This is a genomic window from Citricoccus zhacaiensis (assembly GCF_014645315.1).
Taxonomy (GTDB): domain Bacteria; phylum Actinomycetota; class Actinomycetes; order Actinomycetales; family Micrococcaceae; genus Citricoccus; species Citricoccus zhacaiensis.
On sequence record NZ_BMLQ01000013.1, the window covers coordinates 26829 to 50954 of the forward strand.

The window sequence follows — 24126 nt, forward strand, 5'->3', positions numbered from 1 at the left end:
CACTCATTCTCGGCACGGGATGACTCCGCCACCGGTTCGGCCGGGGTGCTAGCAGGTGTGCTGGAGGCCGAGGGTCTCGGGGACACGGAGGACGACGCCGAGGAAGGCGCGGCAGCGTCAACGGTGTCACTGCCCTGACTACACCCTGCGGCGGACAGAGTCACGGCCAGGGCTGCGGCGGACAAGATGATCGGACGAATGAACTTCATGAGTGATGCCCCTCTACGGTGCCCGGGTGGGGATACGTGCGCACACCGTCCCCGGACTCAAGCGATGGCGAATCGTGCCGTGATTCGGCGTCCTTGATACCGGAAACACGAAGCGGACAGCCAGGATTCGGACGGCACATGATCAGGCCAGGCCCAGGCCCAGACACGTTTAGCTGGCACCTCCCTCCATGACGATCGTCCTTCGGCCATTCGAGTGGCGGATCACCACATTGCTGAACGTGTTCCCTGCTGCTTCGTCACGGACGACGTCCCACCAGCCGTGGGACTTGGAATCGATCTTCGGCTTGCCGATGGCGCCGATGCGGGTGATGCGAGTAATGCCGGCAGCGTAGGCGCGGGCGTGCCGGGCTGAGCGGGGCCCGTAGCCCGCGTGGCCGCGGTGGCGGAGCATCCTAACGACGATCACAAGGCCGAGGCCATTCTTGATGGTGGACCAGACCCGGACAGGCCCCCTGGGTGCTGGGCACGACGGCGGACTCTCCCGCGGGGTCCGCCCAGAGCTTCCATCCCGGCACGACGAGGACGTTGACGATAGGCAGCGGAACGGACGAACTCACCTCCGGGAGCGCCAGTTCCCTACCTGTGTGCGGGGACCCTGATCACGACTTAGGGGCGTCGTACCAGCGCACGACGCCGTTGGCGGAGTGGGCGGCCATGATGGCTTGGGTGGCGTCGGCCAGCGCGGACGCTGCCTGCCGGAGCTGCTCGGCAGCGGTCACGGTGCCGGTGGCGCCGTCCCCGCGGTCGTCCTCTCCCTCGTAGTGGGTGCCGTCAGCCACACCGTCATGCCAGGTGGCGAGTTGCTGGCAGACCTGGGAAAGGTGGTCGGTGGTGGCGTTCAGTTCTCCCAGCAAGCGGTACGAGTCGCTGGGGACCGGGACGGTGCGGGTGGAGTGCGCCAGGACACGGGCGGCTTGCTCCAGTTCGGCTGCGATCTCGGCCTGACGGTGGTCTTCATTGATGGCCATCGGTATTTACTCCCTATCGGTTGGGTCTACTGCTGTGGCCTTGGGCCAGATGTACCGTTGCCGTCCACCGCCCCCCAAATGCGGCGGCTGGTCGCCAGTCTAGGAAGCACGGCGGACACCGGAGGGGGCGGCGGGGGCGGCGGGGGCCTGCATGGCGAAACTCCTAGTCGAGCGGCTGGGGTTTGATTGCTTCGATGATGGCGCGGGCTTCTTCGTCGGTAGCCCCGGGCAGCGCCCACTCGATCCCGTTCGCAATTTCGGGCCAGCGGACCACGTAGTCCCCGAGGTCGGCGGCGCGCGCGTTGTAGCCGCCCTGATAGCCGCGCACCACGGCGAGCATTTCCTCGGCCCCATAGGTCCGGTATGCCTCAAGGACCAGCCTGCCCGTGTCGTCTCCGGGATGATGTGCGTCGCCCACGGTGGATGCCGGGGCTCCCTCGGAAGCATGTGCAAGGTCGGCTGCGTATTGGCCCACTTCCTGGGCTCGCACGATCAGATTATTCAGCGATGACATCGGGCTTTCCTCACGTTCTGTCTTGATCCGTTTCCTGTTGATGGCTCCGACGGCCACGACGCTAACGGAGTGCCCTCCGTCGTCTGCGTCGGTCCATCTGAAGGGGGCCCCGGCAGGAATCCGCTCTGGTGCATGAGCCCAGATGGCCTGCTCGGCCTCCATGTACTCTTCCGGCGTCCCCCACGACGGAGGGGTGAGAGGGCCGAGACTCGGCCTCAGGTTCCGAGCGACCGTACTTTTCGGCACCCGGAGCTTCGCGGCTGTCTCCCGCACGGACATTCCAGCCATGTACGCGGCGTGAACGGCCTGTCGCAGTAGCCGAGCCTCCTGGTATTGCCCGATACTGGCGCGTCGGCGCGCGACCTCGAAGGCCTGCTCAATCGTTGTGAAATCTGACATGACAGCCACCCCCATTCCTTCTGTCCCACCGTGGGACAGTATTAATGTCCCACGGTGGGACAGTAATGGTCAACGGTGGGTCAATGGGTTTCGGGGGGGTGCTGGTAGTGCGGGCACTCGGGGTTGGCGACTCCGATGCTGTAGCCGGGGCTGGCCGAATCGAACGGACCGGCGGCGCTGCTGTGGCTTCGGGTTGCGGCGGCGGAGTGCCGGCAATCCCTCCACGGCGCTCCGGCGGCCTGCCACGCGGCAGGGTAGTCATCCGGGACGAGGTAGCGGGGTTTGTCCGGGCTCTTGCCCGGGCACAGCACGGGCAGGGCGTCCCAGCCCGGCCAGCAGTGGTCCAGGTACTCGGCCACGGCATCGGCCTCTGCCTCGTGGACTCCACTCCACCACTGGCACCCGTCGCACCACACCCGGTGGTAGTAGCCACCCACGTCCTGCAGGCGTTCCCTAATGCTCTGGCGCTGGGCTGCGACGGCGCGGAAGAGCCGGGCGGACCGCAGGTCGGCCGTGAACATCGCGGATGCGTGCGGGTGGCCCTTGCCGCCGTTGACGCTGGTCAGGTCCAGCCGCCAGCCGCGCCAGGGTCGCCAGGCGTCCCCGCGCAGTCGTCCGTAGTCGGCCCTCCACTGGTCTTCCAGCTCGGCCAGCTCGGCCGGGGTGAGCTCGAGGCGGAACCCCTCGGCCGGCCCCGTCGGAGTCGGCAGCAACTCGGTCAGCAGCTGCAGCGCGTCGAGTTGTCCAACCACCGCCGTCCGCTTCATGCCTTCACCACCTGGGCCAGCTCTTCGATCTTGTCCGGGCGGAAGCCGGACCAGTGATCGCCGGTCGCGGTCACGACCACGGGGGCCTGCATGTACCCCAGGGTCCGGATCCGCTCCAGGGCGTCGACGTCCTGAGACAGGTCTACGGTTTCGTAGTCGATGCCCTTCTTCTCGAGGGCGCGGTAGGTGGCGTTGCACTGTACGCAGTCGGGCTTGCTGTAGACGGTCACGGTGGTCATGGTCTGGTCCTTTCCAGTATTGACTGTCGCGGTCAGTGACTGCGGATGAGGTCGGGGTCGATGCCGTCGCCGAACTCGGCTCCGGGGTAACAGCGGGGGTGAATGCCGCTGATGATTTGTTCACGGAGCCGGTAGTCGAGCTCGGGTAGAGCGTCCTGGACGGGCTGGCCGTCCATGAGTGCGTCCGCACCGGTCTGGGGGATGGTGATCCATCCCTGCTGGTGGCAGAACGGGCACACCGGGGTCAGGATGTCGGCGTAGCCCTCTTGCATGCTGTCGTAGATCGCGTGGTGACTCATCTGGGGTTCCTCTCGCCGTGGGGGGGTGTGGGTCGTTCCTCTCCCCCGTTGTTTTTTGCCTGCTGGCGAAACGCAGTGAGCTGCCCCGGACGGAACCGGCATCAACCCGAAGGGCGGGGGAGGAGAAAAGCTTGGGGAGGAAAGAAGCGACCGAGGAACGAGGAAGCGCCGACCCCAGGTTTTCGGGGGGAGCCGGCCCCGGAGCGCCAGCGGAGGGGCTTGTGCCGGTGGAGCCGGGGCACATAATCCGCAGGACAGCAGGCAAAAAATGGAGGTCGGCCCGCTAGGGCCGGCGTCCTGGTCCGTCGCCGTTCCGGCGGACCAGGACAAGCAGCCGGCCGCTTGCGGCCGCCCGCGAGTGGGGTTCCGAGCGAGCGAGGGACCCCATCTGCTCTGGCTCGGTCCGAACACATGCGGCGTCTTGGCGTTGATCGTTATTGAGCCGGAACTGATAGCGAGGCCGGGCAGGTTTGGGTCGGCCGCTACCCCGTCCGGGGGTTGAAATACCATGGCAGCCATGGCCAGATCGCGTTTCCCGCTGAAGCAGCTCTCCTGGGAAAGCGCCAGGGTGCTCGCCAGCGACGATCCGAACCGAGAGCTGGAGCGCCTCAACCAACAAGACCGGGCGCGGGTGGCCCGTGAACTCGCCGCGGATCACGCCCAGTGCATCCAGTGGTTCAGGGCCTTCGTCGTCCTTCTCGTTGCTTCAGTCGTGCTGGTCCCGCTCGTGGTCCTGCTGGATCGGTCTATCTCGTGGGCATTCCTGATCCCGTGGGCGACACCAGCCGTGATCTCGGCCTTCCTGGTGTACCGCCTCTGGCCTCTGCGGGCCTCGCAGTTGCGCTTGAGCCGTGTTGTGCACGACGCGTTCTAAGGTCACCTGATCACCATCCGACGCCAGCTAAGGAATGCCGGCCCGCCAGGGCCGGTACCTGGTCCGTCGCTGTCCCGGGGGACCAGGGAATCACCGTCCGCGTTCTGCCGCCCGTGTTGTCCACAGGCCCCGGCCGAACAGGACCTGGCGACAGACACTGACGTTTAGGCTCGTGTCCATGGGTCAGGTCAGACGGGCGCACCCGGAATGGGTGATGATGGCCGATGCCGGCGTGCCGATCGCGGTGATCGCCCGACTCAATGAGGCCGATCCCAGCTATGTGCGGAGATACATTCGCGAGAGGGGCGAGGCGTTGCGTGGCGGGCCCGCTCCGGCACGGTTGTTCTTGCATGATCGGCCCCGGCCGCGGCCGGCTTCCATGCCGGATCTGGATCGGCGGTGGCGGGCCCGATTGGAGGAACTGCAGAGGTTCTTGGACACTCACCAGCGCCGGCCTCATGCCAGTGAGCACGACACGAAGCGTTGCGTGGGGGATGAGTGGTCGTTGGCGCATTGGCTCACGATGCAACGCTCCCAGGATCACCTCGGCCGCCTGGCCGAGCACCGGGCCCGACGACTGGACCAGACACTGCCGTCCTGGCGTATCGATGACCGGGCCCTGGCCGCCGAGGCCGCATGGCGGCTGAAACTCGTCGAGGTACTGCGCTTCCTCAACGCGCAAGGGCGCCTGCCGCGCCGCAGCAAGAGCGCGAGCCCTGACGAAACCGTGCTGGCCTCGTGGATCGAAGGACAACGCGACCGCGACCGAGACGGCACGCTCGATCCCGAACGCGCATTCTGGTTAGACCGCCAGGTGCCGGAATGGAAGGACGCACCTCGGAAGTGGGCCACGTCCAGACCGGTACGGTCGGCCTGAACCGGGTGCTTGCGCTACAGACTTCGGCACTGACAGAGTCTGTGAGTAGGGCCACCATGGGATTCGTCCACATCCTTATCGAAGAGCGTCCTGCAAGGCCCCGTCCTCGAGTTCACCGATATTCACAAGATTCACAGATGTTCACCGGAACAAGGCCGGAGCGTGCTCCGGTAGGAACCGGCCTTCTCGGGTTCCACGTCGGTCGGAGACGCCCCGGAAGGGCCGCGGGCACTCGTGAACGGTGCGCTCAAGTGGCGGCGACCTCGCAGATGGTCCCCTCGTAGATTCGCTCATCCGCGCTCGGGGACGACACGGTCGTCAGTTGTGGTGGTTGGCTTTAGCTGGGGTCCAGAATGGCCACGTTGAGCGGGTTCAGCTGGCGGGTGAGCCAGTCCAGGTACTCGGGCCGGCTGAAGGTGCGGGCGGTGACCTGGCCCGGGTGCACCCCGACGGTGTCGGGGGAGTGGGGCCGGTCGTAGCAGATGCGACGGTTGTCAACCTGTTGTGAACCGTTTATTGGGTAATGAGTGTTTGAAGGGTCGGTGGGATCTCGAGTCGACTGCCATCATTGGTGATGTTGATGGTGGCTCGTTGCGGCGGGGTCTTCACCGTTGGAGGTCGACGGTAGCGTCCTGGGTGGGCTTGGTAGTGCTCGTCGAGGCGTAGCTGGCGTGCTCGAGCCACCTCGGTCCAGGTGCCGTCGTGCACGCTGGCAGGGGTGTAGCCGCCGATACCGGTGTGCCGATGGTGGTGATTGTAGTTTTCGATCCATCCGGTGATCCACTGCCCGGCTTCGTCCAGGTCCTCGAAGGCTCCGGGATAGGTGCGAGAGTACTTCACGGTGCCGAACCAGGATTCGATATATGCGTTGTCGTTGCTCACGCCGGGACGGATCAGGGATCGTTCCACGCCCCGGTCGGTGAGCACCCTGGCCACCTTGTGCGATTTCATCGCGGCTCCGTTGTCCGAGTGCACCTTTTGCACCGGGCCGGTGGCAGCGTCGATGGCCTCGGCCAGCAGTTGGGCGGCGATCTGCCGGTCCTCGCCGGGCTGGACGGTGAAGCCCACGATCATCCTCGAGTACAGGTCGATCACCGAGTACAGGGCGTAGTGCTGACGGGAGAGCCAGCCGGGCAGGAAGGTGATGTCCCAGCAGTAGACCTGATCCGGCCGGACCGCCTCCAACTGGGGCGTCGTCGTGGAACGCGGCGGTGACGGCCGAGCCGGCGCCGGCCGTGGCGGGCCCATGGTGGCGGCCAGGCGGTGGAACGTCGCGGCGCTAGCCAACACCGGCCCGGCGTCCAGATGACGCAGATGGACCTGCTCCACACTGAGCCCGATCTGCCGGCCGGCCGTGAGCAACCCGAGTACCTGCCCGCGCTCATCGGCCTGGAGCGCGTGCGGCTGGTGCCGGTCCCGTTGCGGCACCGGATCCGGCACCGGTGGCCGCGGCTTGGCACGGTAGTGGTGCGAGCCCTTGGACAACCCGATCAGCGCCAGCGTCTGGTTCTGTGACCGGCCGGCGGCCTTCAGCTCGCCGATCAGTTCCTGCTCGGCGTCGATCAGCTGCTGGTGTTCTGCCCGCTCGTCCTGGGCCCATCCGGGTCCTCCGCGTCGTCGGCCACGCCAAGTGAGTGCATGACCGATATAGCTTTTCCCAGGGCATCGACCACCTTGCGCTCGGAGGCCAGCTGCTCATTGAGCCGGTCCACCTCGGCCTGCAACCGGCGGACCTCGGCGGTATCACGGCAGGTCATCGCCCCAGTCTTCCGAGGGAACTGACCGGTGTCCAGATCCCCGTCGGCCAACGCCGACCGCCACCGGCGGAACTGATCTCGGTCCAGCTGGTGTTCCTCCAGGAACGCCGCCTTGGACCCGAACGGCTGCTCCAAGTACTCCAGCACCAGCCGACGCTTCTCATCGGCAGAGAACTGCTTCGAGGGGATGACCACAGTCATGACCTGCTCCATCTGTCAGGGAACCAACCGGTTCACAACCATCCTGCCAACCAGGGATGCCGCGCAGATACTGGTCTCGATCCTGGAAAAGGTCGAAGGAGGGCTACTCAAGATTTGCCGCTCGGCAAGCGCAACCCTGCATTGCGGCCTGAAAAGACTCGCCACGGGGAGCACGGCGGACTTCTAGACGCGTCCGGCTGTGGTTCTGGCCCATTTCAGCCCGAATAGCTCAAGGGCCTGCAATAGTTCCGGGGTCGTTTCAGTGAGCTTGAATTGGTTGAGAGAGGTCAAGTGTTTGCTCACACGCCCCTCATGAGGTTGCTCGTAGACACACCAGAGCATGAGCTCGTCTCCGTGTCGGGAGACGAACTGGATACCGTCTACGCCGGGTTCGTTATAGAGGTAGGACGACACTGCCTGGGTGATCTTCCGGGCACCGGTCGATGCGCTTTTGAGCAGCGCCGCATCGAAATCGTTGTGACCAGCCTTAATGGCTTCTGAGATGAACACAGGACGCAAGGCGGCGATCGACCCGCTGGCGGTGATATTGCAGTAGCTGCCGTACAGGACGGCTTGGGCGCCCATTCTCGGTTCCAGCCAGGCAGGGTCCAGGTGGCCGGGCACGGCCGTGGGGTACTCCTGGGCATCCTCTGCGTCCTCTTCAATATCGTCGAGCTCGTCCGCGACAGCGGTGTCCTTCCGCGCAAACGCGAGAACCTCCAGCAGGCACGCGTAAAGCGAAGCGCCCAAGTAGGTAGTGCGGAACTCGCCGTTGGCGTCATCCCACCGCCCTGAGAACCGACCGTCTTTGGCGTACTCCCAGCCGGCCCATGCCAGCGGCTCAGGGGCAAAGCCGACCCGCCAGACGGGTTGGGAACTGACGGGTGATAGATCCAGAAGCGCCACTAGCCGGCCGTCGCAATGAAGGCACGGGCCGCACCGAGGACCTCGGTGGCCGCCTCGGGCCCACCGTCACGGAGCAACCGAGCCGGGGCCCGGTCGCCGAGCTGCGGATTCATGCCGGTGAACCAGGCCTGGACGACGCCCGGGGCATCGACCTCGTTGAGCATCGCAGCAACTTGGTATGCATCACGAAGCCGCCGCCGGACGAGATCGGAGCTGGGAGACCGTTTACCCTCGACCCACTCCCGAACGGTCCGGGTCTCCTTGACCCCACCCAGGTAGGCAACCAGGCGGGCGCCAAGAATCTCACGCAGGCCGGAGACAATCTCGGGAATCTCTAACCTGCTGGCATTGGCGGAGGCCTCGAGTCCAACGCGGGGCGTCAAGGGAGCGGTGGTCATGACGCCATGATACTCCTTCCCACCCCAGATAACATGATCAATCCCAACCCAGATCCCATGCTTCGCACCACTATTGAAAGGGCGCAGGAGAGCTGTCCGGGCCTCCGATTTCGCTTCTTTCGCGAATATGTCGCCTCCTAGTTGACATAATCTGTGTTATCGGCGTTTAGCCCAGGAGGAACGGCGACGCGCCGGCCCGCCTGTCATTTTCCGAAGTCGCCTGCACATCCGGCCCCGTGTTCTCGGGGGTTGTGCAGTCGGCTGTTGAACGCTGGCCGTTCAGTAGTCGTGTGCACTAAAGTCGTTTTTGCTCAATAGTCCTGTTCTCAAAGGAGAGGCAGGGATGGACGAAGAACCATACGGGATCCCGTCGCCGGGGCATTTAACGATGTCGGATGCTCAGTGGGAGCAAACTCGGTTGCGTGCTGAAGTGATCGGCAATCTCGCCGAGCGTGACCATGTTGGGGTGGCTGCTGCCGATGAAGCCGCCGTCGAGCTGGGAATCTCTCGCCGACAGGTGTACGTGCTGTTGGAACGCTACCGTCAGGGCTCTGGTCTGGTGACCGATCTCGCCAGCCGACGGTCCGACGGTGGCAGGGGTGGTAATCGGCTGTCGGAGCCGGTCGAGCAGGTCATTCGCGAGCTTGTCCGCACACGGTACTTGACGCGACAGAAGCGAAGCATCGCTTCGCTGCACCGCGAGATCGCCCGAGTCTGTGCTGTGCGGGGGTTGCCGGTGCCGGCGCGGAACACGGTCGAGACGCGAATCGCACGGATGAATCCGATAGCAGTCGGTCGGCGACGAGAAGGGCCCGACAGTGTGCGGCCCTTGCAGTCGGCCGGTGATGACGTCCCAGCGATCGGATCCATCTTGGACCAGGTACAGATCGATCACACCGTCATTGATCTGATCGTCGTCGATGAGCGGGAACGGAAGCCTGTCGGCCGCCCATATCTGACGTTGGCGATCGATGTGTGCAGTCGCTGTCTCGTGGGCATGGTCGTGACTTTGGAGCCGCCCTCGGCGGTGTCTGTGGGCTTATGCCTAGCTCACGCAACCGGTGATAAACGGCCCCGGCTGGAACGACTCGGGATCGAAGCAGACTGGCCGATGAGCGGGAGGCCGAAGGCGTTGTTCGTCGATAACGCCGCCGAGTTCAAGAGCGAGGCACTCACCCGTGGGTGTGAGCAGCACGGCATCGCACTGGACTACCGGCCGCTGGGCCAGCCGCATTACGGCGGGATCGTAGAACGCGTCATCGGCACGGCAATGCGCGAGATCCACGAGCTGCCAGGCACGACGTTCTCGGACCCAGGTGAGCGTGGCCGGTATGACTCCGAGAAAATGGCTGCACTGACTCTTGCCGAACTGGAGAAGTGGCTGAGCCTGGCAGTGGCTGCGTACCACGGCACCGTCCACAGCACGCTGGGCCTGACTCCGGCTGGGCGCTGGGCTGAGGGTGTCCTCGCGGACGGCTCTCCTGTGGTCACGGCGAATCCGACAGCGTTCTTGGTGGATTTCCTGCCGGTGATCCGGCGGAAGCTGACGCGTACCGGATTCGTCATCGATCACGTGCGTTATTTCGCCAACGTGCTCAAGCCCTGGATCGCGCGTCGCGAGAGTCTCGAACAGTTCATCATCCGCCGAGACCCGCGCGACATCAGCCGAATATGGGTGCTGGACCCTGAGGGCGAGGAATACCTAGAGGTGCCCTATCGGACGTTGTCGAATCCTGCTGTCAGCGTGTGGGAGCACCGGCAGGCGCTGGCACGACTGCGTGAACGCGGTGCCGCCGAAGTCGACGAGGTCGCGTTGTTTCGGATGATCGAACAGATGCGTCACATCTCTGAGACCGCCGAGAAGACCACCAAGCGGACCCGCCGGGAAGCTGAACGCCGTAATCACGCGGGAACCACGAGAAAGGCGTCTCCCGCGCCGACACCGGCTCCGCCGGCGACTGCGCCGGAACCGGGCGCGATGCGGCCTGCGGCCCGCTTCGAGGAGATTGAACAATGGTGACAGTCGACGAGGACCAGCCACCGGATCTGTCGCATCTGCATCCATCTGCACAGTCGACGGCGCGGCTGCCAGCTGCCGAGCGGGTCCACAGGATTCGAGCCGACCGCTGGATCGGCTACCCGAAAGCCGTCGAGGCTGTCGGGCGGTTGGAAACGCTGCTCGGGTGGCCACGGAAGCAACGCATGCCCAACCTGCTGCTGGTGGGGCCGACGAATAACGGCAAGTCCATGATCATCGAGAGATTCCGTCGACAGCACCTGCCCACGACTGAGTTGGATCGGGAACACATCCCGGTGCTGTGCGTTCAGATGCCCTCGGAGCCGTCCCCGTTGCGGTTCTATACAGCAATCCTCGCAGCCCTCGGCGCGCCGCTACGGCCGCGCCCTCGTGTGATCGAGCTCGAGCGCCTCGCACTCTCCCTACTGCGCGAGGTCGGTGTGCAGATGCTGGTGATCGATGAGCTGCACAATGTGCTTGCTGGACGTGGTGACGTCCGTCGAGAGTTCTTGAACCTCTTGCGATTCCTTGGCAACGAGCTGCGCATCCCGCTCGTGGGAGTCGGCACCCGTGAGGCATACCTGGCGATACGCTCGGACGACCAACTGGAGAATCGGTTCGAGCCGTTCGTGCTGCCTGTCTGGAAGGCAGGCGAGGACGCCCGGTCGCTGTTGGCCAGCTTCGCGGCGGCCTTCCCATTGCGGCGGCCCTCCCGCATCGAGACCGACGACATGACGCAGTACTTGCTCGCCCGCAGTGAAGGAACGATCGGTGAGCTTGCGCACCTGCTGACCGCGGCCGCCGTCGCGGCCGTCGAGTCCGGCGCTGAGACGATCAACCACCGGACGCTGACGATGGCCGACTACGTTGGCCCCACAGAGCGGCGGCGATTGTTTGAACGCGAGCTGATGTGACCGCCCGCTGGCCGATCCATCCGCGGCCGATTCCGGGTGAAGCCCTCACCTCATGGCTGCACCGGATCGCCGACGGGTATGGGATCACCGTCGATGATCTTGCATTCGATATCGGCTACTCCCTCGACCGCGATACGGATCTCGACCTGGCCCCACCGGAGGGGTTGATCGAGCAACTAGCGATCCAAACCGGAGTCAGCTCCGATCGGATTCACGGCATGAGCATCAGCGGGTACACCCCGTGGCTCTTGGACGACGTCGAGCCTGGCCCCGACGCGTTCTGAATATTCGGCGTTCTGAGCGCCACCCGTATTGGGTTTGAGAGCCAGTGACGGTTGGATGCGTTGGACGCCTCGGGAGCCATCGTTATTCTCGTTCAGAGCCACCTGCTTAGGCTCCTTCCGCTGGGTGTAAAGGGCACCCGGCGGAAGGAGCAGTTCAATGGTAAGGAAGATCAAGGCCAAGCTCGTGCTGCAGCTACGAGCTGAGGGCCTGTCCGGCAGGGCGATCGCCGCGTCGCAGCAGATCTCGCGGAACAGTGTTGCCGAGGTGCTGGAGGCCGCCGACACGGCAGGGGTCCGGTGGGACGACATCGCCGACCGTCCTGACGCGGAGGTCTACGCGTTGTTGTTCCCCGGGCGTGGGGAACACGAGAGCGTCTTCGCCGAACCCGATTGGCCCCGGGTTCACCGGGAGATGGCCCGGGTCGGGGTAACGATGAAACTGCTACACGGTGAATACGTGGACCAGTGCGCCCAGGATGGATCCCCGGCGATGGGCTACGACCGGTTCTGCAAGTCCTACCAGCGGCACGTGATGGTCACCGGGCTGGCTTCCAGGATCGGACACAAGGCCGGCCAGACGGTCGAAGTCGACTGGTCCGGGCCCACAATGCAGCTCCTCGACACGGCGACCGGGGAGCTGAGCCGGGTCTACCTGTTCGTGGGGTGCCTGCCGTTCAGCCGGTACTCCTTCGTCGAGCCGACCACGGATATGAAGCAGGACACCTGGCTGCGAGCCCACGTGGCCATGTTCGAGTACTTCGGCGGTTCGGTGCCCAGGATCGTGCCGGACAACCTCAAGACCGGGGTCATCCAGCACCCCAAGGAGGGCGAGATCGTCTTGAACGAGGCCTACCGTCAGATGGCCGCGCACTACTCGGCGGCGGTGCTGCCGGGCAGAATCCGGGCACCGAAGGACAAGGCCAGCGTGGAAAACACGGTCTGGCATGTGGCGATGCGCGTCATCGCCGACCTGCGGAATCAACAGTTCGCCACGTTGGCCGAGCTCAAGGTGGCCGTCACTGACCGCGTTGACGCCTACAACGCGGAGCCGTTCCAGAAACGCGCCGGTTCCCGCACCAGCGTGTTCGCCGCGGAGGAGAAGGCGCTGCTGCGCCCGCTGCCGGCCGTCTCCTATGAGATCAGCCGGTGGGTGTACGGCCGCAGGGTGGGACGCAACGGGCACGTGGCCTACGCCCGGAACTACTACTCTGTGCCCTACACACACGTCGGGGCCAAGGTCGACCTGCGGGTCACGGACACCATGCTGGAAGTCCACCGCGGACACCAGCGGATCGCCAGCCACCTGCTGGTCCCGGAGAACGTGGTCAATGAATACCGCACCCACGACACCGACCTGCCAGCCGGACCGAAGTACCGGCAATGGGACCAGCCCCGGGTACGGGAATGGGCCGCGCGCGTGGGGCCATCGACGGCGACCGTGGTGGACAGGGTCTTCGAATCCGTTCCGGTCGCCGAGCAGGGCCTGAATCCGGCGCTGGCCGTGTTGCGGCTGACGCGCCGGTTCTCTGCCGAACGGGTGGAGGCCGCCTGCAGTATCGCGTTGGCCGGCCCGATCCGCTCCCCACGGTATGCCCATCTGCGCCCGATCCTGGACACCGGCCAAGACAGACCAGGAGCACTCACCAGCAGCCCGCCCGGGACCCCGCCAGCAGAGGAATCCGGTGGCTACGTTCGTGGGGCCTCCTACTACGCGGCAGGAGGCCCCCGGTGACCCGGATCGATACCGAGACCAAACGCAAGCTGCGCGAGATGGGAGCCACCGCCCTGCTGGAGTCCCTCGAGGCCCGAGACGAGACCCTCATGCTCGGCCTCGGCTTCGAGGACCAGGTCAGGCTCGTCGTGGACGAGGCCCACACCTCCTTCACCCATGCCAAGGTCGAGGGTCTGATCCGGCGGGCAGGATTGCGTTACCCCAACGCTGACCTGCGCCGGTTGGACCTGCTCTCCGAACGTGGCCTGGACCAAGGGGTGATCGCCCAGCTCGGGACGTGTTCGTTCATCGACCGACAGCAGAACGTCGTCTTCCAGGGCTTCACCGGCTCTGGGAAGTCGTATCTGGGGTGCGCGTTGGCCAAGCAGGCTTGCCAGCACCGGATCCGGGCGCACTACATCCGGATGCCGGACCTGGCCGAGGCCTGGGCCTTGGCCCGGGAAAAGCCCCACGGACAGCGGACCTTCCTGAAGAAATACGCCGCCTTCACCCTTCTGGTCATCGACGAGTGGTTGCTGGACCACCCAGATGAGGGGATGCGTAGCATGCTGCTGGAGCTGCTCGAGCGTCGGTACGGGAACACCTCGACGGTGTTCTGCACCCAGTACGCCCAGAAGGACTGGCACCAGCGGCTCGGCTCCTTCAGTCCACGCCGACGCCATCATGGACCGCATCGTGCACAACACCCTCTGGATCGAGACCGGTAGCTTCAACATGCGCGAACACACCGCGATAAACGGTCTCTAGAAACCCGTTGAGAGCCGGTGGCTCCCACACCATCAGCCACTGGCTCTCAACGGCAATACAGGTGGCTCTGAAAGGCAATACTGGGTGGCTCCCAGACCCTCAAATACTCAGTTCAGCACCTACATCCGGCAATTGACCGTTCTCTTGCCCGAGAGGAACCGTCGTCGCCGGACGGTGAGCTCGTGGCGAGCATGGGTCCCGACCGCCGCTGTCCGACACCACCGAACCTGCCCACAATGTGTGCGAGATTCCACGTCTCCTCACCCCTACCTCGTGGTGTGGTCGCTGCCACTGATGCTCTCCTGCCCCGTCCACCACTGCTGGCTTGAGCACCACGACGGTCCGCCCGGCCATTACTACGCATGGCGCGACCCATCGAGCGCCCCCGAACCGCAGAGAGCCTCGCTGGCGATCCGGCGCATGGACGACCGGACGTGGCAAGCCCTGACAGCCGGAGTAGTCGACCTTCCACGGCATCGCATCCACGCCGGCACGTGGTTCCGGCTGCTGCGCACTGTGGTCGATGAGCTTGGTGCAACCATGAGCGAGTGCGGTGCCGCGCAGCGGCTGACGCGCGAGGTGTGGCAGCGCGCGGGATATCCCGTGCGAGCCGGTCAAGCGATGTGGCGGCCCTTTGAAGCGCAGACCCTGCAGAGGCAGACGCGGACCCTCGAAGCCGCAGCCATCGCAATGCGCGTGCTCGAGAACGGTCACCTGACGGGTCTGGGCCGCGATGCCGCATTGTTCCTCCCGGAACCCGACACCTCTCTTGATCCTGGCAAGCCACTGGTAACAACAGGATGCCCGAAATCCCTTAACGAAGCCCTGCACGACGCCGTCGAGGATGCCAAGCAGAACCCGGACAGCGCACGCCAGCTATTCAATCTCATGACGCTCTACCGCAGCGACGACGACGAGCACGTCCACCGAGTTCGGAACGATTTCGCCGAACTTGGCATCCCTCTCGAATTTCTGTCACATTAACTGCTTTTAGCGGGGTCTGCACGACATAGAATAAGTAACGGGTAAAGTGACAAATTTTATGTGGCGGCGATACTTCGGTTCTCATGTCACGTAAACGAACGTATAAATGATGGAGGAGAAACCTGATGCTGGTCGGCTACATGCGCGTTTCCAAAGCCGACGGCTCCCAAGCCACTGACCTGCAGCGCGACGCGCTCCTTGCCGCCGGCATCGAGCCTGCGCAGCTGTATGAAGACAAGGCCTCCGGCAAGAAAGAGGACCGCCCCGAGCTGGTCTCTTGCCTTCGGTCCCTGCGGGACGGGGACACTCTAATGGTGTGGAAGCTGGACCGGCTCGGTCGGGACCTGCGCCATCTGGTCAACATCGTCCACGACCTCACCGAGCGCGGCATCGGGCTCAAAGTCCTCACCGGTCAGGGTGCAGCGATCGACACCACCACCGCCTCCGGCAAACTGGTCTTCGGGATCTTCGCCGCCCTGGCCGAATTCGAACGCGAACTCATCTCCGAACGAACCATGGCCGGCTTGGCATCGGCCCGCGCCCGGGGCAGAAAAGGCGGCCGGCCCTACAAAATGACGTCCGCCAAAGTCCGCCTGGCGAAAGCGTCCATGGGTCAGCCCGACACCAAGGTTGGTGATCTCTGCAAAGAACTCGGCATCACCCGGCAGACGCTGTACCGGCACGTCTCGCCCACTGGAGAACTAAGGCCTGACGGCGCTAAATTGCTCTCCCGAAGCCGGGCGCAGTGAATATTGAGTACGACTGTATGGGCCGGCGCCCAGCGGCACGGAGGGTCCCCTTCACAGGCAGGTGTCTCTCTACCGCTTGCAGGTCCGACACCGCACCCAGTTGCTTGAAATCCAGTGCCAGGTTTGCTTACTAGTTGCAGATGCGGTTGGTGCATCGATCAACCCCGGTGGCGGTTACGGCACTGGGACAGTCGCTGAGCGCGGTGGAACGAAAGGAGCGGCGAATCGTCAGCCGCCGATGATGCCGATAATGGTGCTCACCGCCACGATGGCGGCGACGGCGAACACGAGGATGGCGAAGGCGGTGCGAACGTGTTTGCTGTTGAGTTTGTGTGACAGGCGGCTCGCGGCGAGCGAGCCGGCGATGGCGGGAATTGCGAAGGCCAGTGTTGGGACCCAGTCGATGGTGAAGCCGGTGGCGTGGGCACTGAATCCTGCTGCTGCGTTGATGGTGATGATGACCAGTGATGTTCCGACGGCCTGCGACATCGACAGACCGAGGAACAGCGTCAGTGCCGGAACGATGAGAAAGCCACCGCCGACGCCGAGCAGTCCGGTGAGAAAACCGATCCCAAGTCCGACGGCGGCTGCCTTGGGTAAGCACGATCGCAGGAAGGATCCCTGATCGGAGCCACAGTGTCCGGTTATCTCTGGTGTCTTGGTGAGCATCCGGGCCCCGGCGGCCACCATGATGGCGGCGAAGGCGAGAAGGAGCACCTCTTCGTTCAGGAGCCGGCCGGCGGCGGCTCCGCCCCATGCCGCTGGAATGCCGGCGGCCCCAACCGGCAGTGCGATACGCCAGCTGATACCGGTGCGGATACGGGGGATGACGGCGGCTATGGAGGAGAGTCCGACGACGAGTAGTGAGGTGGGGATGGCGTCGTGGGTGCTCATTCCCACGCCGTAGACAAGCGCGGGAACGGCAATGATGGAACCGCCGGCCCCGACCAGGCCCAGGACCGCTCCGACGAGCAGTCCCAGGGCCAGGGCGGCGGCGATCATGAAGCCTGGGTCTGCGGTGCCGGTCCCCGGGAGGGCAGTTGCAGGATGACTGCTTCGCGGGTTGGCTCCTGAGCCGCGCGGTTCCAGGGCATTGCGGCCAGTGCTTTGCCCATGGCGCAGGTGTTGGTCGCGGCGGAGAAGGTCAGTCCGGTGCCGATGGCCCCGGCGAGCATGCGGAATTTCGGTGAGAGGAACTTGCCGCCGGCGAGCCCGGTCACGACGAGGGAGCCGGCGACCAGGCGGACCTGGCGTTCGAGGTCCCAGCGTTGGGTGCCGTGGACGACGTCGCCGCCGGCGGCCGCGTAGGCGGGAATGCCTCCGGTCAATACATGGGCGGCTTCCACGCCGGCGCCGTTGAGGCGCTGCCGTGCCTGTTCGGCACGCGTGCCGGATTGGCAGACCAGTACGGTGCGTCGGCCGAGCCGCCCTGCGAGCTCATCGGCGTGTTCGGAGAGCAGCGGCAGCGGCACGTTGTATGAGCCGCGGATATGCACCGTTTCGAATTCGGCTCCGCTGCGCACGTCCAACACGATCAGGTCATCGTCGGTGTCGATCCAGGACTGCAGCGTTGCCGCGCCCACGGTATCGATCGTGGGTTTAGGTTGTGTTGAAGTAGTCATACTTTCCTTTGTGCTCAAGGTGTCCCCGCCGCCGGCAAGGACCGGCAGCGGACCGCCGGGATGGGTGGATGCGCCTTTTTAGGGCTTGTGGGTGGGTCGACCTTCGGTTTCCCAGGCGGTCATGCCGCCGGCCATCGTGTCTGCGCGGAAACCTGCGACCAGCAGGTCCACGGCCGCGTGGGCGCTTCGGTTTCCGCTGGCGCAGACGGTGATGACCGGCCGGCCCGCATCGAGTTCTCCAAGACGGGATGCCAGTTGGCCGAGCGGGATGTGCACTGCGCCGGGGATCATGCCTTCGGCGGTTTCAGCCTCTTCACGTACGTCCAGGATGGTCGCAGTATTGCGGCGTGCATTGGCCTCTGCGGTGGTGATTTCGGACATGGCGGTATTTCCTTTCCGGTGATGGTGCTGCCCGGTGTTCTTAGGCGTTGGATGGTTCGTGAGTGGCTGTCCAGGCGCTGTAGCCACCGGTCAGATCCTTAACGTTGGTGTGGCCGAGGGCTCGCAGGGTGCTGGCGCCGACGCTGGAGCGCCACCCGCCGGCGCAGTGTACGAGGACGGGCCGGTCCGCGGGGACTTCGTTGTGGCGCTGCGCCAGTTCTGCCAACGGAATCCGCACGGAACCGGGCACCGCGCCGTCTTCGATTTCACCGGGATTGCGGACATCGAGAACCGTGGCCCCTTCGTTTTGGCGTTCTGTGTCGAAGGTTTCGACGTCGACGCGTTCTCCCCGCTGGACAATGTCGCCGAGTTCGGTGAAGGCGCGTGCCGGTTCGTTGAGGTAACCGGCCACCCGGTCGAAGCCGATCCGGCCCAGCCGCATCGCGGCCTCTTCTTCACGTGACGCGTGGGTGATAAGGACGATCTCCTCATCTGATCCGATGACCATGCCGGCCGTCTCGGCGAAGCGTCCGTCGAGTCCGACGTTGAGAGATCCGGCGAGGTGGCCTTCGGCGAAGTCCTCCGGTGAGCGGGTGTCGAGGATCCGAGCGCCGCGGGCGGCGGCATCCTGCAGGTCCCGTACGGACAGTGCACGGAGGTCACTGGCGGCGCCGATCAAGGGGCGGTCCTGACGGTTCAGTACGGCATCGACGGCAAAGTACTCCGGGATGGCCGGCTGTCCACTGCGGATCATGGCAACGAATTCGTCTTCACCCATCGGCTGGACGGAGAGGTTCATCATCCGCTGCGCACCGATAGTGGACTCGAGTTCATCCGAAAGGTTTTTGCCGCATGCGGAACCGGCGCCGTGGGCCGGCAGCACACGCACGTCGTCGGGAAGCTTCATCAGCACATCATGGATCGACGCGTAAAGGGCACGTGCCAGCTCGTCCGGGTCGGCGCCGACGGCGGCAGCCAGGTCGGGGCGGCCGACATCGCCGATGAACAATGCATCGCCGGTGAGTACCGCATCCGGGCTCGCACCGGACTGTTCGCGTACCAGTACGCTGATCGACTCCCAGGTGTGCCCGGGAGTCTCCAGGATCTCGAGTTCGACCTCACCGAGGGAGACCTTATCGCCGTGGCTGAAGGTGCGGATCTCGTATTCGGTTTCTGCTCGGCGGCCGTAGCCGATCCATGCGCCGGTGGCCTGGGCGAGTTCAAGGTGGCCGGCGACGAAGTCGGCGTGGAAGTGGGTATTGATCACCCCGGTGATCGTCAGGTTGTTCGCCGCCGCGTCGGCGAGGTACTCGCCAATGTCGCGCCGCGGATCGACGACGACCGCCTGACCGCTTCTCTCATCGCCGATCAGGTAGGAGCCATGGGACAGGCAGCCGAGGTAGTACTGATTCACGATCATTATCGTCCTCCAAAGGATTGTCGTTGGTGGGAATGAAGCCAGTCTTACACATACCCTAGGGGGTATGCAATAAGCCCCTGGGGGTATACAATTGAAGGCAAGCACGAAAGACTATGGAGGAACAATGCAACTCGACACCACAGATCTGGGCCCGGTCGTGAACCGGCTCAAGCGTGCACAGGGACAACTTGGTGCCGTCACACGGATGCTCGAAAACGGCAGTGACTGCAAGGATGTGGTGACTCAGCTTGCCGCCGTATCGCGGGCGCTGGATAAGGCTGGATTTGCCATCATCGCCAGCGGGCTTCAGCAGTGCATGAGCCAGGAGGACCCCAGTATCGATAAGAAGGACTTGGAAAAACTGTTCCTCTCCCTCGCCTAACAGCACCCCCGCCCGCACGAATCGTCAAGCAGCACTGCAGGTACAACCAGCAAGGAGCAGCAGATGAGCTACACCCACACGATCACCGTCGACCTTTCCTACACCGACGCCGTGGAACGGACCAAGGAGGCCCTCTCTGAACAGGGGTTCGGCGTCCTGTCGGAAATCGACGTCCGCTCCACCTTCGAGAGCAAGCTGGGCGCTGAGGCCGCAGAGGCGCTCGGCGATTACGTCATCCTGGGTGCCTGCAACCCCGGCCTGGCCCAGCGCGGCCTCACCGCCGAGCCGGATCTGGGGGCGCTGCTGCCGTGCAACGTCGTCGTGCGCCGCGGCCCATCAGCCGGCACCACGGTGGTCCAAGCCATTGACCCGCAAACCATGGTCGAGCTCAGCGACACCGATGCTGTCCGCGAAGTGGCCGACGATGCCGATACCCGGCTGCGCGCCGCATTAGCTCAATTGCCGGCCGCCGCCGGAGCGTAGGAACCCCACCTATTCCATCAGCGTGAACAGTGCCCATAGTGAAGGAGCATCCCATGGACGTCATCACGATCGACACCCCGCAACTGGGCGACCGCAGCTACCTGGTCCACGACGGCACGAGTGCACTGGTGATCGACCCGCAGCGCGATACCGACCGGCTCGAAGCCGCCGTCCGGAATGCGGGGGTGAAAATCACCCACGTTGCCGAAACCCACATCCACAACGACTACCTCACCGGCGGGCTGATGCTCGCCAAGGCTCACGGGGCAGAGTATCTGGTCAACGCCGCCGACCCCGTCGACTACGAACGGACCCCGGTTGCCGACGGGGAGGTCTTCCAAGTCGGCGATCTATCCGTCAAGGCGGTGGCCACGCCCGGGCACACCCACACCCACCTGTCCTATATCGTCAGCGATGGTCAAGGGCAGGCGGTTTTCTCCGGAGGGAGTCTGCTGTATGGCTCCGTTGGGCGCACCGACCTGGTCAGCGACGATGACACCGAGACCCTCACCCGGAACCAGTACGCCTCGGCGCGGCGGCTCGTTGCCGAAGCCGTCCAGGACGCCCCGCTGTATCCCACCCATGGGTTCGGTTCCTTCTGCTCCAGCGGACCTGCCGCCCAGGTTGATTCGTCCACTATCGGCGAGCAGGCCCGGGACAACCATGCTCTGACAGATCCGGACGAGGACCACTTCGTTTCGGAATTGATCGCCAACCTCAGCGCTTACCCTGCCTACTACGCACACATGAGCCCCCTGAACATTGAAGGCCCCGGTCCCGCGGACCTGACAGTGCCAGAGTCGGTCGACGCCGGCGAACTCGGCCGCCGCCTCAACGACGGCGAATGGGTCATCGACCTGCGCAACCGGGTCGCTTTCGCCAGCAACCATCTGGATGGGTCCGTCAGTTTCGAATATGGCGACGGGTCCAGCTTCACCGGATATTTGGGCTGGGTGCTGCCCTGGAACGACAAACTGACACTGCTCGGTACGCACGAAGATGTGGAGAACGCGATCCGGGACCTGTCCCGGATCGGCATCGATTCCCCCGATACTGCCACCGGCGGCGGCCCGGCCGAATGGGCCCATGGAGTGCCAACCGCCAAGTATCCCCGGGTTGGCTGGGATGAGGTTCCCCGCGGCAGCACCGGTGACGAAGTCATTCTTGACGTGCGGCGCACCGACGAGTTCGAAACCTCCCACATTCGAGGGGCCGTCAACATCCCCGTCCATGACCTGCCGTCCCGGATGGGCGACGTCCCGCCACAGCGGCTGTGGGTGCACTGCGCCTCCGGCTACCGTTCCGGCATCGCCGCGAGCCTGCTGCAGCGCGCCGGCAAAGACGTGGTCCACATCGACGCCATGTTCAACGAGGCCGAAAGTGTCGGCCTGCCCATGGCCGAATCGTAACCGCTCCTCACAGCGACAGCCTTCGCGCTGGCTCACCAGGCTCTGCTGTTCCGTGCCCGATTCGCTGCTGCTGCGCTTCGGACAGGCCCAGCCCGGTTAGCGACCGCGATCGAAGAAGCCACCGAAGCTGGGATCGCCGCCGTCTCCATCGGCGGGGCCCCTGCAGCACACGGTCCATCCCGGTGGTGGTGAGCAGGAAATGCCCGCTGCCCAAGGCTTGAGAGGTCAAAACTGGGTTGACACATACCGGCAAGAGACACATAGGACTGAAGATCTGACCATGCACGACCAGAGAGAAGGAGCACGATCATGATGAACGGCGGCGGTATGGGTGGTATGGGATTGATGTGGGTCTTCGGGCTGCTGGTGCTCGCCGGGGTAATCGTGCTGGTGGTCGTGCTGGTAAAGACCCTCTCCGGCAGATCCTCGAACACCGGCGCACCCGATCACGGTCGTGCCCCCGGCGCGGATCCTGGCCGGGGGCGGGAGATCCTCCAGGAGCGCTACGCCCGCGGCGAGTTGAGCGCCGAGGAGTACCGCGAACGGTTGCAGACCCTCGAAGATGACGGCCGGTGAGCCCGCTGACCCGCCGGCAGCTGCTGGCGCTTGGCGCGGCAGGGGCCGGTGCCACCGTCGTCGGCGGGACCGGGCTGTGGTGGACCGCCACCGGCGGCCGCGGGTACACCGGTGGTGAGGACCTGATCGAACCGCAGGTGCTGGCCAGCCGCGAAGACGTGCTGGAACTGGACCTGACCGCCGCCCAGACACGCATCCAGGTCGGCGGACGGCAGGCATCCGTGAAGGCTTTCAACGGCTCCCTTCCCGGCCCGACTCTGCGCGTGGCACCCGGAGATACAGTGCGGGTTGCGATGACCAACCGTCTGGAGGCGCCGACGAACCTGCACGTGCACGGGATGCACGTTTCCCCGGAAGGCAACGGCGATAACCCGTTCGTGAGTATCGCACCCGGTGGGTCCTTCAACTATGAGTTCGCCTTGCCCGCCGACCATCCGCCGGGCACCTACTGGTACCACCCGCACCGCCACGGCCACGTGGCCGATCAGGTCGCCGCTGGACTCTACGGGGCCATCATCGTTGAGGACACCGAGCCGGTCCCGGTCACCCGGGAGCGGGTCATGGTGGTCTCGGATCTGACCCTGGATGCTTCGGGCAACCTCGCCGAGGTGAGTCAGATGCAACAGATGATGGGCCGGGAAGGTGAGGTCGTGCTGGTCAACGGAGCGGTCCGCCCGCAACTGAACGCCGCGCCCGGGGAGCGGGAACGGTGGCGAATCGTGAACGCCTGCCCCTCCCGGTACCTCCGACTGCGGTTGGAGGGCCAGCAGGTGCGGGTGCTCAGCCGCGACCTCGGCCGCCTGCCGACCCCCGAGGACATCACCGAAGTGGTGCTGGCCCCCGGCAACCGCATCGAGATGCTCGTGGAAACGACCGAGGGCTCCTCCACGCTGGTCGCCGCACCGGTGGACCGCGGCGGCATGGACGCCATGATGGGCGGGACCATGATGGGTGACAACGAGACCGGTAGCGGCGAGCCGGTCGAGCTGCTCACTCTGACAGTGTCCGGAGCACCCGTCCAAAAACCTCCACCTGTGCCTGAAGGACCGGGCCTGCGAGATCTGCGCGGGGAGCCGATCACCGCCCGCCGCACCCTGGACTTCGCCATGGGCATGGGCGGCGGGGCCATGATGGGCAGTGGGGGCGGTGAGGGGGACACCACGATGATGGCCTTCACCATCAACGGCCAGGAGTTCGGCCCCGACCGGGTCGACACCCCCGTGGCGGCCGGGACCGTGGAGGAGTGGACCCTGAAAAACTCCAGTCCCATGGACCACCCCATCCACCTGCACGTATGGCCCATGCAGATCGTCCAGGACGGAAACCGCGACCTCTCCGAACCGAGGTGGCAGGACGTAGTGAACGTCCCGGCCCGCAGCCAGGTAAAAGTCCTCATCGCCTTCGAGGACTTTCCCGGGAAGACCGTCTACCACTGCCACATCCTCGACCACGAGGACCAGGGCATGATGGGCACCGTAGAAGCCCGCTGACCGCGACGTGCGGTGACGACCGTGGCGACACAGTGCTCCGTGCCCTGCGCCGCCAGGCGAAAAAATGAGGGAAGCGCCGAAGAACAAGATCAGCAGGGTCGTCGATCAGAGCGCGGCCTCCAGCAGATAGTGCAGCCGACTTCGGACATTCCGTGCAGCCGACTTCTGAAAATGACATTTGATCCGTGGGAGGGATCCTCTGACTCGGTCAGAAGTCATGTGCGAAACGTGCTTGCTGGTCCCGAGGGTATAGAACGGATTCTGACCTGGCTGGAGTGCACAGATAGGTGGACATCACCCATGGACACCGACAAGCTCACACGTGCGAAGCGAGAGCTCCGGCATCTACTGCGATTCCCGTTGGCTTAACGCCGATAAGCTATCTTATGTCAAGTGGACCATGGCATGTTGGCGATTTCTGCGAATCCGCCGGTTGGGACGACTCCCCCATGACGGAGCGCTGGAGATCGGTTTCTGAGCGGGCCGCGGAGCACTTGCAGTACACCG

General features: G+C 64.8%; 27 protein-coding genes and 1 pseudogene. 14 read left to right on the forward strand and 14 right to left on the reverse strand.

The window, feature by feature from the left end; all coding sequences use genetic code 11:
- Positions 1 to 378: 378 nt before the first annotated feature.
- From IEX49_RS16105 to IEX49_RS16130, 6 genes are all read right to left on the reverse strand, one after another.
- Positions 379 to 636 (reverse strand): hypothetical protein, encoded by a 258-nt coding sequence (locus IEX49_RS16105; protein WP_188807207.1) that lies wholly within the window; start codon positions 634 to 636, stop codon positions 379 to 381.
- 193 nt (positions 637 to 829) lie between these two features.
- Entirely contained in the window at positions 830 to 1198 is a 369-nt protein-coding gene (locus tag IEX49_RS16110) for a hypothetical protein (protein WP_188807209.1), read from the reverse strand.
- A 163-nt stretch (positions 1199 to 1361) separates the two neighbouring features.
- Positions 1362 to 1874 carry a hypothetical protein gene (locus IEX49_RS16115; RefSeq protein ID WP_188807211.1) on the reverse strand — a complete coding sequence of 171 codons (513 nt, stop codon included), beginning with the start codon at positions 1872 to 1874 and terminating at the stop codon, positions 1362 to 1364.
- Positions 1875 to 2191: 317 nt separating this feature from the next.
- Complete coding sequence (locus IEX49_RS16120; RefSeq protein ID WP_188807213.1) at positions 2192 to 2878, reverse strand: DUF6349 family protein; 687 nt, start codon at positions 2876 to 2878, stop codon at positions 2192 to 2194.
- The gene (gene nrdH / locus IEX49_RS16125) at positions 2875 to 3117 is read right to left on the reverse strand and encodes a glutaredoxin-like protein NrdH (protein ID WP_188807215.1); all 243 of its coding nucleotides are present in this window, start codon (positions 3115 to 3117) and stop codon (positions 2875 to 2877) included. The genes IEX49_RS16120 and nrdH overlap by 4 nt, the downstream gene beginning before the upstream one ends.
- Positions 3118 to 3149: 32 nt before the next feature.
- Positions 3150 to 3416, reverse strand: coding sequence for a hypothetical protein (locus IEX49_RS16130; RefSeq protein ID WP_188807217.1), 267 nt, complete (start codon positions 3414 to 3416; stop codon positions 3150 to 3152).
- A gap of 517 nt (positions 3417 to 3933) precedes the next feature.
- On the opposite strand from IEX49_RS16130, the gene IEX49_RS16135 reads away from it, so the two are divergent.
- Entirely contained in the window at positions 3934 to 4290 is a 357-nt protein-coding gene (locus IEX49_RS16135) for a hypothetical protein (protein WP_188807219.1), read from the forward strand.
- Positions 4291 to 4468: 178 nt separating this feature from the next.
- Positions 4469 to 5167, forward strand: coding sequence for a helicase associated domain-containing protein (locus IEX49_RS16140; RefSeq protein WP_188807221.1), 699 nt, complete (start codon positions 4469 to 4471; stop codon positions 5165 to 5167).
- Between the two features lie 513 nt (positions 5168 to 5680).
- Here the strand turns inward: IEX49_RS16140 and IEX49_RS16145 are convergent.
- The 4 genes from IEX49_RS16145 to IEX49_RS16160 all read right to left on the reverse strand — a co-directional run bounded on the left by IEX49_RS16145 (position 5681) and on the right by IEX49_RS16160 (position 8429).
- Complete coding sequence (locus IEX49_RS16145) at positions 5681 to 6652, reverse strand: DDE-type integrase/transposase/recombinase (RefSeq protein WP_188807223.1); 972 nt, start codon at positions 6650 to 6652, stop codon at positions 5681 to 5683.
- Between the two features lie 77 nt (positions 6653 to 6729).
- On the reverse strand, positions 6730 to 7125 hold the full coding sequence (locus IEX49_RS16150; RefSeq protein WP_188807225.1) for a hypothetical protein: 396 nt from the start codon (positions 7123 to 7125) through the stop codon (positions 6730 to 6732).
- Between the two features lie 183 nt (positions 7126 to 7308).
- Positions 7309 to 8031 (reverse strand): RES domain-containing protein, encoded by a 723-nt coding sequence (locus IEX49_RS16155; RefSeq protein WP_188807227.1) that lies wholly within the window; start codon positions 8029 to 8031, stop codon positions 7309 to 7311.
- A complete protein-coding gene (locus IEX49_RS16160) occupies positions 8031 to 8429 on the reverse strand; it encodes a hypothetical protein (RefSeq protein WP_188807229.1) in 399 nt (132 codons plus the stop codon). The genes IEX49_RS16155 and IEX49_RS16160 overlap by 1 nt, the downstream gene beginning before the upstream one ends.
- Before the next feature lie 343 nt (positions 8430 to 8772).
- On the opposite strand from IEX49_RS16160, the gene IEX49_RS16165 reads away from it, so the two are divergent.
- From IEX49_RS16165 to IEX49_RS16195, 7 genes and pseudogenes are all read left to right on the forward strand, one after another.
- The gene (locus IEX49_RS16165) at positions 8773 to 10449 is read left to right on the forward strand and encodes a TnsB C-terminal domain-containing protein (protein ID WP_188807231.1); all 1677 of its coding nucleotides are present in this window, start codon (positions 8773 to 8775) and stop codon (positions 10447 to 10449) included.
- Positions 10443 to 11360, forward strand: a complete 918-nt coding sequence (locus tag IEX49_RS16170; protein ID WP_166826448.1) for a TniB family NTP-binding protein — start codon at positions 10443 to 10445, stop codon at positions 11358 to 11360. The genes IEX49_RS16165 and IEX49_RS16170 overlap by 7 nt, the downstream gene beginning before the upstream one ends.
- Positions 11357 to 11644 carry a TniQ family protein gene (locus IEX49_RS16175; RefSeq protein WP_188807233.1) on the forward strand — a complete coding sequence of 96 codons (288 nt, stop codon included), beginning with the start codon at positions 11357 to 11359 and terminating at the stop codon, positions 11642 to 11644. Before IEX49_RS16170 ends, IEX49_RS16175 begins: the two co-directional genes overlap by 4 nt.
- Positions 11645 to 11801: 157 nt before the next feature.
- Complete coding sequence (istA, locus tag IEX49_RS16180; RefSeq protein ID WP_188807235.1) at positions 11802 to 13376, forward strand: IS21 family transposase; 1575 nt, start codon at positions 11802 to 11804, stop codon at positions 13374 to 13376.
- Positions 13373 to 14123 (forward strand): annotated as a pseudogene (locus IEX49_RS16185) (ATP-binding protein). Before istA ends, IEX49_RS16185 begins: the two are co-directional and overlap by 4 nt.
- A gap of 84 nt (positions 14124 to 14207) precedes the next feature.
- Positions 14208 to 15107 (forward strand): TniQ family protein, encoded by a 900-nt coding sequence (locus IEX49_RS16190; protein WP_268237740.1) that lies wholly within the window; start codon positions 14208 to 14210, stop codon positions 15105 to 15107.
- A gap of 125 nt (positions 15108 to 15232) precedes the next feature.
- Entirely contained in the window at positions 15233 to 15856 is a 624-nt protein-coding gene (locus IEX49_RS16195; protein WP_119296828.1) for a recombinase family protein, read from the forward strand.
- Between the two features lie 228 nt (positions 15857 to 16084).
- Here the strand turns inward: IEX49_RS16195 and IEX49_RS16200 are convergent, their stop codons facing one another.
- From IEX49_RS16200 to IEX49_RS16215, 4 genes are all read right to left on the reverse strand, one after another.
- Positions 16085 to 16858, reverse strand: a complete 774-nt coding sequence (locus IEX49_RS16200; protein ID WP_062862459.1) for a sulfite exporter TauE/SafE family protein — start codon at positions 16856 to 16858, stop codon at positions 16085 to 16087.
- Positions 16855 to 17478 carry a rhodanese-like domain-containing protein gene (locus tag IEX49_RS16205; RefSeq protein ID WP_062862458.1) on the reverse strand — a complete coding sequence of 208 codons (624 nt, stop codon included), beginning with the start codon at positions 17476 to 17478 and terminating at the stop codon, positions 16855 to 16857. Before IEX49_RS16205 ends, IEX49_RS16200 begins: the two co-directional genes overlap by 4 nt.
- 78 nt (positions 17479 to 17556) lie before the next feature.
- A complete protein-coding gene (locus IEX49_RS16210) occupies positions 17557 to 17859 on the reverse strand; it encodes a rhodanese-like domain-containing protein (protein WP_119296827.1) in 303 nt (100 codons plus the stop codon).
- 40 nt (positions 17860 to 17899) lie between these two features.
- The gene (locus IEX49_RS16215; protein ID WP_062862456.1) at positions 17900 to 19279 is read right to left on the reverse strand and encodes an MBL fold metallo-hydrolase; all 1380 of its coding nucleotides are present in this window, start codon (positions 19277 to 19279) and stop codon (positions 17900 to 17902) included.
- A gap of 124 nt (positions 19280 to 19403) precedes the next feature.
- On the opposite strand from IEX49_RS16215, the gene IEX49_RS16220 reads away from it, so the two are divergent.
- From IEX49_RS16220 to IEX49_RS16240, 5 genes are all read left to right on the forward strand, one after another.
- Positions 19404 to 19661, forward strand: coding sequence for a metal-sensitive transcriptional regulator (locus IEX49_RS16220; protein ID WP_062862455.1), 258 nt, complete (start codon positions 19404 to 19406; stop codon positions 19659 to 19661).
- Between the two features lie 63 nt (positions 19662 to 19724).
- On the forward strand, positions 19725 to 20144 hold the full coding sequence (locus IEX49_RS16225; RefSeq protein WP_062862454.1) for a DUF302 domain-containing protein: 420 nt from the start codon (positions 19725 to 19727) through the stop codon (positions 20142 to 20144).
- A 53-nt stretch (positions 20145 to 20197) separates the two neighbouring features.
- Positions 20198 to 21553 carry an MBL fold metallo-hydrolase gene (locus IEX49_RS16230; protein WP_062862453.1) on the forward strand — a complete coding sequence of 452 codons (1356 nt, stop codon included), beginning with the start codon at positions 20198 to 20200 and terminating at the stop codon, positions 21551 to 21553.
- 309 nt (positions 21554 to 21862) lie between these two features.
- Complete coding sequence (locus IEX49_RS16235; RefSeq protein ID WP_062862452.1) at positions 21863 to 22129, forward strand: SHOCT domain-containing protein; 267 nt, start codon at positions 21863 to 21865, stop codon at positions 22127 to 22129.
- Entirely contained in the window at positions 22126 to 23619 is a 1494-nt protein-coding gene (locus IEX49_RS16240) for a multicopper oxidase family protein (protein ID WP_188807239.1), read from the forward strand. Before IEX49_RS16235 ends, IEX49_RS16240 begins: the two co-directional genes overlap by 4 nt.
- Positions 23620 to 24126 lie beyond the last annotated feature (507 nt).

Bases quoted from the DNA above. Each gene is read 5' to 3' on its own strand.
- IEX49_RS16110 (WP_188807209.1), bottom strand. From the start codon at position 1,198: ATGGCCATCAATGAAGACCACCGTCAGGCCGAGATCGCAGCCGAACTG.
- IEX49_RS16115 (WP_188807211.1), bottom strand. From the start codon at position 1,874: ATGGAGGCCGAGCAGGCCATCTGGGCTCATGCACCAGAGCGGATTCCT.
- IEX49_RS16120 (WP_188807213.1), bottom strand. From the start codon at position 2,878: ATGAAGCGGACGGCGGTGGTTGGACAACTCGACGCGCTGCAGCTGCTG.
- nrdH (WP_188807215.1), bottom strand. From the start codon at position 3,117: ATGACCACCGTGACCGTCTACAGCAAGCCCGACTGCGTACAGTGCAAC.
- IEX49_RS16130 (WP_188807217.1), bottom strand. From the start codon at position 3,416: ATGAGTCACCACGCGATCTACGACAGCATGCAAGAGGGCTACGCCGAC.
- IEX49_RS16135 (WP_188807219.1), top strand. From the start codon at position 3,934: ATGGCCAGATCGCGTTTCCCGCTGAAGCAGCTCTCCTGGGAAAGCGCC.
- IEX49_RS16140 (WP_188807221.1), top strand. From the start codon at position 4,469: ATGGGTCAGGTCAGACGGGCGCACCCGGAATGGGTGATGATGGCCGAT.
- IEX49_RS16150 (WP_188807225.1), bottom strand. From the start codon at position 7,125: ATGACTGTGGTCATCCCCTCGAAGCAGTTCTCTGCCGATGAGAAGCGT.
- IEX49_RS16160 (WP_188807229.1), bottom strand. From the start codon at position 8,429: ATGACCACCGCTCCCTTGACGCCCCGCGTTGGACTCGAGGCCTCCGCC.
- IEX49_RS16165 (WP_188807231.1), top strand. From the start codon at position 8,773: ATGGACGAAGAACCATACGGGATCCCGTCGCCGGGGCATTTAACGATG.
- IEX49_RS16170 (WP_166826448.1), top strand. From the start codon at position 10,443: ATGGTGACAGTCGACGAGGACCAGCCACCGGATCTGTCGCATCTGCAT.
- istA (WP_188807235.1), top strand. From the start codon at position 11,802: ATGGTAAGGAAGATCAAGGCCAAGCTCGTGCTGCAGCTACGAGCTGAG.
- IEX49_RS16195 (WP_119296828.1), top strand. From the start codon at position 15,233: ATGCTGGTCGGCTACATGCGCGTTTCCAAAGCCGACGGCTCCCAAGCC.
- IEX49_RS16200 (WP_062862459.1), bottom strand. From the start codon at position 16,858: ATGATCGCCGCCGCCCTGGCCCTGGGACTGCTCGTCGGAGCGGTCCTG.
- IEX49_RS16205 (WP_062862458.1), bottom strand. From the start codon at position 17,478: ATGACTACTTCAACACAACCTAAACCCACGATCGATACCGTGGGCGCG.
- IEX49_RS16210 (WP_119296827.1), bottom strand. From the start codon at position 17,859: ATGTCCGAAATCACCACCGCAGAGGCCAATGCACGCCGCAATACTGCG.
- IEX49_RS16215 (WP_062862456.1), bottom strand. From the start codon at position 19,279: ATGATCGTGAATCAGTACTACCTCGGCTGCCTGTCCCATGGCTCCTAC.
- IEX49_RS16220 (WP_062862455.1), top strand. From the start codon at position 19,404: ATGCAACTCGACACCACAGATCTGGGCCCGGTCGTGAACCGGCTCAAG.
- IEX49_RS16225 (WP_062862454.1), top strand. From the start codon at position 19,725: ATGAGCTACACCCACACGATCACCGTCGACCTTTCCTACACCGACGCC.
- IEX49_RS16230 (WP_062862453.1), top strand. From the start codon at position 20,198: ATGGACGTCATCACGATCGACACCCCGCAACTGGGCGACCGCAGCTAC.
- IEX49_RS16235 (WP_062862452.1), top strand. From the start codon at position 21,863: ATGATGAACGGCGGCGGTATGGGTGGTATGGGATTGATGTGGGTCTTC.